The 5,862-nt window shown below is 52.7% G+C and carries 3 protein-coding genes; 2 read left to right on the forward strand and 1 reads right to left on the reverse strand.

Annotated elements, in window-relative coordinates:
* Both AOA59_RS32815 and AOA59_RS01565 read left to right on the forward strand, forming a co-directional pair.
* A partial coding sequence (locus AOA59_RS32815) for a hypothetical protein (RefSeq protein WP_218212192.1) occupies positions 1-214 on the forward strand: 214 nt, incomplete at its 5' end.
* Positions 215-376: 162 nt separating this feature from the next.
* Positions 377-5,260, forward strand: coding sequence for an RHS repeat domain-containing protein (locus AOA59_RS01565; RefSeq protein WP_158235222.1), 4,884 nt, complete (start codon positions 377-379; stop codon positions 5,258-5,260).
* A 134-nt stretch (positions 5,261-5,394) separates the two neighbouring features.
* Here AOA59_RS01565 and AOA59_RS01570 read toward each other — a convergent pair whose 3' ends face one another.
* A complete protein-coding gene (locus tag AOA59_RS01570; protein ID WP_099485615.1) occupies positions 5,395-5,649 on the reverse strand; it encodes a hypothetical protein in 255 nt (84 codons plus the stop codon).
* Positions 5,650-5,862 lie beyond the last annotated feature (213 nt).

The following is a 5,862-nucleotide window of genomic DNA, read 5'->3' on the forward strand; positions in this document are numbered from 1 at the left end:
CGCCCGCCCGCCCGCCACCACCTGCGGTGCGATTGCCCGCGCCTGGGGTTCAGCTGGGCGCCTTGAAGGAGTGCATTCGGATCATCTGATCTTTCGCTCAGCAGGATCCCTCAGGGCCTGCCCCCTTTTTTGTGCTTTTGCCTACGTCGTTTTCCGCGACCGTGTCCAACGATTTTCCTACTGCAGGAAATTTATTGCCGAACCCATTGTATGAAGTGGACAGTTAGGTTGATGGAAGTAAAAACATCCTGGTTAGAACCAATAAATATAAACTACCTGTGAGAACTGACAGTTATCTCGTGATGTGGGGCAGTGTAGATTCGAGGTGGAAATAGACCCTCTTAAAAAGAGGCTGACATATTTATAGGAGATGAATATGAACAATCCTTACAATGTAATGGGCACGGACGCCAGCGATAGTGAAACAGACCCGATCTTCAATGCCACCACGCAAGAGCGCAATGCAGTGGACCCCCGCACTGGCCTGTTTGAACTTTACCTTCCACTGTGCACGGTTACCGGAAATGACGGCAACGGGCCAGCCGTTAAAGTCGATATCCTGTATACCCCCACTATCAACAATGAAGCAGCTTTAGGAGATGGTTGGTGCCCACGGATGAGCAGCTGGCGAGCAGCCCATGAGAAATTGACACTACACTCTGGGGAAACGATTGAACTCAAAAAAAATAAGAATATGAAGAACACTGCGGTTGCTGCAACATGGTCTGATGGCAAACTTACAGTGGCGCGCAAGGACGGCAGAACAGAAGTACTGGCGTTGCAGAGTGATTCTGGGGTTTACATGCCTGAGTCGTTGACCATGGATGGTAAAAACTTTGTATATTTTACGTGGGCGACAATACCTCACGTTATAAGTGGAAAAACTTATTATCAAGTTAAGTTGACCGGTATTAAAGATGGTCGAAGTCGCAGGCTACTCGAGGTTGTCTACGTTCCCGCTGTGATGGGCTCTAATTATAAGCCCGAAATGGTCTACTTCGCTTTTTGGCCGGGTAGCCCGGAGACAATCACTTATACCCTGAGCATCGATGATTTTGCCTTGCGATCCGTGAGTCTTGAAGATGGCAGCAAAACCACCTTCAACTACTTGGACCATCCGGTGTGTGGTCGACTGCTGAACGAGACTGTCAACTTTGATGGCCTTACGGAAAGCGTCGAGTACAAAGACAATGGTCTGAAATTTCCGGACAATCCAAAGTTATCCGCATTGCCCTGTGTCAGCAGTCACACCTTGACGCCGACTGGCACGGGAACCCCGGTTATCACGACCTACGAGTATGCGCGCGACGGAGAAAATTCGAAAAATTACGTGACTATTAAACGCGAAGGTGTCCCGGCTATTCGCTCAACCCATTATCGTTACGATGCACAGCACAATGTTAAGTCGGAAACAGTCACGCAAGGTGGGGGCGAGGTCGCAACAATTTATGATTATGTAAAAGGGAAACCGATTGGTCTTGGTACCCGTTTTGGCTCTAGTATCGCTACCACCACGTACAAAAAAGAAGCAAAAGAAAATTCAATAGTTATTAAAAACTTTTTAAATGACGATGGCGGACTCATCAGGACTATACAGGATGGAGTGACTCATGAAGTAGGTTATGTCGATGAAACTCTCCCCTTAAATGAAACATTATGGTATCCGCTATTCATTTGGCTGCGGAAAGAAATACCTAGTCCCCTTTTGTTGGAAGAAAGTGTTCTCAAAAGCATATTTCCCTCAAGCAGAGTTAACGTCGATGCGATCTATGACAGTAATTTTTTCCCGGTAGGGATACGCGATGGCGATCAGTCCAACCTGTGGAATATAGCTCAGTGTAGCCTGTATCAATATGGAAGTATTGAAGGCCTGAGCGAAACCAAACTTACGAGCACTCTGCGCGTTACTTTCGCAGGCGATGACGCCAAGGAGGGTGCCTACGTGATTCAACAGAACAGCTATTTCGAGGGTCGAGACTTTCGCACCGGGCGCCCAAAAAGCATCAGCCAAGCGACCGTAAGGCCCGGTCACTTCACTGGCGAACCCGCACGCTATTTCGATTACACCCTGGGCGGCGTTGATGAAACCGAACTGACCACCACCACTACCGATACCGATGAACGGGGCAACCAACGCACCTCTTCAGAGACTCACAGTACCCTCAGTGGGCGCCTCATTCGCCAGGTCGACGTCGATGGCAACCGCACCGACTATGGTTATGACGCTTACGGCAAGTTGGCGACGTTAACCACCTGCGCACAAAGTCCGACCTATAGGCAAACGACGACTTATACCTACCCGGCGCCAGGGCAAGTGCAGGTCACCGGCCCTGAGGGGCTCACCCATCTGAGCCAGTACGATGGCCAAGGCCGCTTGGTCAGTGAGTATCGGGTTGAACAAGGTCAAAACATACTCATCAAGGCCGTAAGCTATGACGCTCTTGGGCGCGAACTGCGTACCACCCACTATAAGCATACCGATAATCAGCTCAGCGAATGGGAGGAGTTGGAATACGACGAGTGGGGCCAAGTGCGCTGCCGTACGTACAGCGATGGCCGAAAAGTCTTCGATGTTTACGATCCCGTAGCGTTGACGCGCACGCATTGGGCCGGAAAAGACACTGACAAACACGCCATCGTCACTCACTACAACGCGAATAAGACCATCCGTAAGGTCGAATGGAAAAACCAGCAGGGCCATGTTTACCAAACCCAGACCGCCACGTACAACCTTGTCCGGCAGGTCAAAACACTCTACACCGAGGGCGAACGCGGGATCACTACCGTGGAGTACAGCTACGATGCATTCGGCCGCTTGCTCCGCGAAACCCACAGTGAAAAGGGCAAAGGGGCAACGGATGTGGCCACGGTCTACACCTACCGCTATACCCGCTCCAAACACTGGCTGCAGCCCGAAGCGGAGCAAGTGGACATCGAGTTCGACAATAAAACCTACACCCTGGGTAAACGCAGCTTCGACAGTTGGGGTCGCGTCACCTCCATCACCCGCGGGGCCAGTACCGAAACCTTCACTTACACGGGCGCCAGCGGGGTGCCGGCAAAAACGGTGACCGCCCAAGGCAGCATCCTTGAGCACGAATATATCAAGGAGCTGGGCAATCGCCTGGCCAGGACCCGAACCGCTAATGCAGGCGAAGAGAAGACATTTACTTACGCCTATGGGACTCAGGGTATTTCAACCGCCTCGGAAGGGGAGCACCTGCTGAGTTATTCCCATGACCTCTCACTGCGTGTCACCGAGCAGAGCGTACAAGCTGAGCCTGGTGTGACTAAAAAAATAAAGTTTGATTATTCACCGCAAGGGCGCCTGCTCAGCGTTACTAGCCCCTTGGATTTAAAAGCCGAATTCGAGTACGACTCGCCAAAGGGGCTGCCTTACACAACTACGGGAGCAGACGTTTTAACAAAACACCTAACAGACGACCAAGGTCGACTTAGGGAGGAGTCCGTTCACAAAAAAGATAGCTACGATGTGCTGTGTACGGTGAACTACGCCTACGATGGGAGCCTGGGTGAAGTCAGTCGCATTTTTTACGGCCCGAAAGATGTGGATTTTAAAGTGGCCAGTGCCTATGAAAACGATGGAAAATTGACATCAGTCGAACTTAGGCAGGGAAACGCCGACAACGCATCGAAATTACCCGAGTCAAAAAAATATGACACCGTATTGGGTCGGCGCGAATACATCTATACCCCGGGCGGGCGACTCGGGACCTGCCTCACGACGGGCGTATGGTGCCCAAAGAACCCTAAGGGCAAAGACATCTCCAAACAAGTGTTCACTTATGATGCCCTGGGCAATGTCACCACCTGCGTCACGACGTTCAGTGATGGGGAGAACACCGCAACCTATACCTACGATGGCCTGAAGGGGTTTTGTCTGACTCAAGTGGACAATAGCCATGTGGACTACACATCGACGGCCAGTTTGAGTTATGACCCCGCCGGGCGCGTGACGCAGGACCAGACAGGTAAAAAGTATGAATATGATTGGCTAGGGCGACTGATAAAAGCCGGGAGCATCCGCTATACCTACGACCCGACTGATCGTTTGATGACCCGCGATCACGACGGCAAAAAGACCCAGCTTATGTATGACGGCAACAATGTCACGGGTGAGTATAAGTTGGACGGCAGCGGCGACGCCCGTGAGCTGCTTCCCGCAAGCAGCGCCTGTATCGTGCAACGATCCAGGATGTCCGGTGTGAACAGAACCCTGTATTTACTCTGCGATGCCAATGGCACCGTGATATATACCTACGACTCAACAGCGGGCACCGGCCAGCACCACGCGTATACGGCTTACGGCGAGCATTTTTCGCAAGATACTGACTCAATGCTGAGCTTTAAGGGCGAACATCGCGACCCTTCAACTGGCCATTTTGCGCTGGGCATGGGCTACCGTTTTTATGACCCGAGCACCATGTGTTTTAACGCGATGGACGACTTAAGCCCCTTCGACCGAAGAGCTGGTCGTAACGTCTATGCCTATTGCGCAGAAGACGATCCCATCAACCATCACGACCCCAGCGGTCACTTCTCGGTGAGTGCGCGCTTGCGTGCCGAGTGGGGGGACCGTCTCCCGGGGCCTATGAGTCTCAAAGGCGCTGGGCAGCTGATCAATAACATACTTTGGGGGGGCATCGGCGTAATGGTGGCCATCATGAGTGGCGGCTTGGCATTACCGTTGTATGCCGCATTGATTGGGCTCGCGGTGATCTCATTAGGGGCAGGCGTTGCTTCAGTGCTCCTCAGCGAGACCCATCCAGAGTTGTCCAATGTTCTGGCATGGGTATCCTTGGGGTCGGGCGCGGCAGGCGGAGCGAAGGCGCTCGCTGGCAAGGTATTCAAGCTGGCGAGTTTCCTGGGGCGTACAGGGCTTGCAACTGCCAGCAGAGTTTTGGTTAAAGCGGCCCCCAGTCTGATAAACCCACTGAGACGAATGGGGCAGTTCAAGGACTATGGCAATCTATATGGCCAGTTCGCTACTCGTGGGGCTTCGCGTCTGATTCCAGCTATTCCTCGCAAAATAGGATCAGTGTTGGAGCAAGCCAAAGGTGCCACAAGACTCTTCGGCCTGGGTGACGCCAATACAATCGTGTTTGTTACCACGGGTGTTTTGGGAAATCTGGGCGTTCCTGAGGGCAGCGCTGACTTCGCCAATACTGCTGTCGGGGATGCCACGTGGTTACCTTGGGGCAGTTGGGGCAAATATTGGAGTAAGGTTCGATTCCGTTGAGTGAGTGCCAATATCAGCGTTTTGAAACCGCAGTCTGTACCCGTTAAAACCAATGCCCCGACATGTCGGGGCATTGGTTTTTCGTGCCGGTTGAAAATTAAGGGGCTTTGCAGCCCACCCCCGTCGTCGTCCGGTTAGTCAGCGCTGTTAAGCCTGCGAATGATGACATCCAGCAAATTACACCCATCACGCAGCGGTATAGCCAGTAGTTGGGCGAAGTCTTGAAGCGCCACAGCATCGCTGCTGAGCTGTTCGCGGAAGGCCAGGTTTTCCAACAGTTGCGTGACGGCGCGAATCCGGTACGCGGCGGCGTCGTGGAGCACGTCGAGGGGTGCGCGGGTGTGGATAAGCAGAGCGGGGACGGTGCAGTCGTGGCCCGTTAGGGGCATGTATTGGTTCATTTTCAGTACTCTGTTGGTGGATTAAGCCACCACGCATTCGTCGCCAAACGAATGGGTGGCAGCTGTACGCAGGTTGGCGAACCGGAACAGAGTAACCGGCAGACCCGAAGGTCTCCCGCGCACAGTGTACGGGACAACCACATGGGTTACACAAAAGTGCATTCACATAGGTAACACTTTGAGTGAAATATAGCCGTCCTT

Source organism: Pseudomonas sp. 2822-15, assembly GCF_002742515.1.
Classification (GTDB): domain Bacteria; phylum Pseudomonadota; class Gammaproteobacteria; order Pseudomonadales; family Pseudomonadaceae; genus Aquipseudomonas; species Aquipseudomonas salomonii.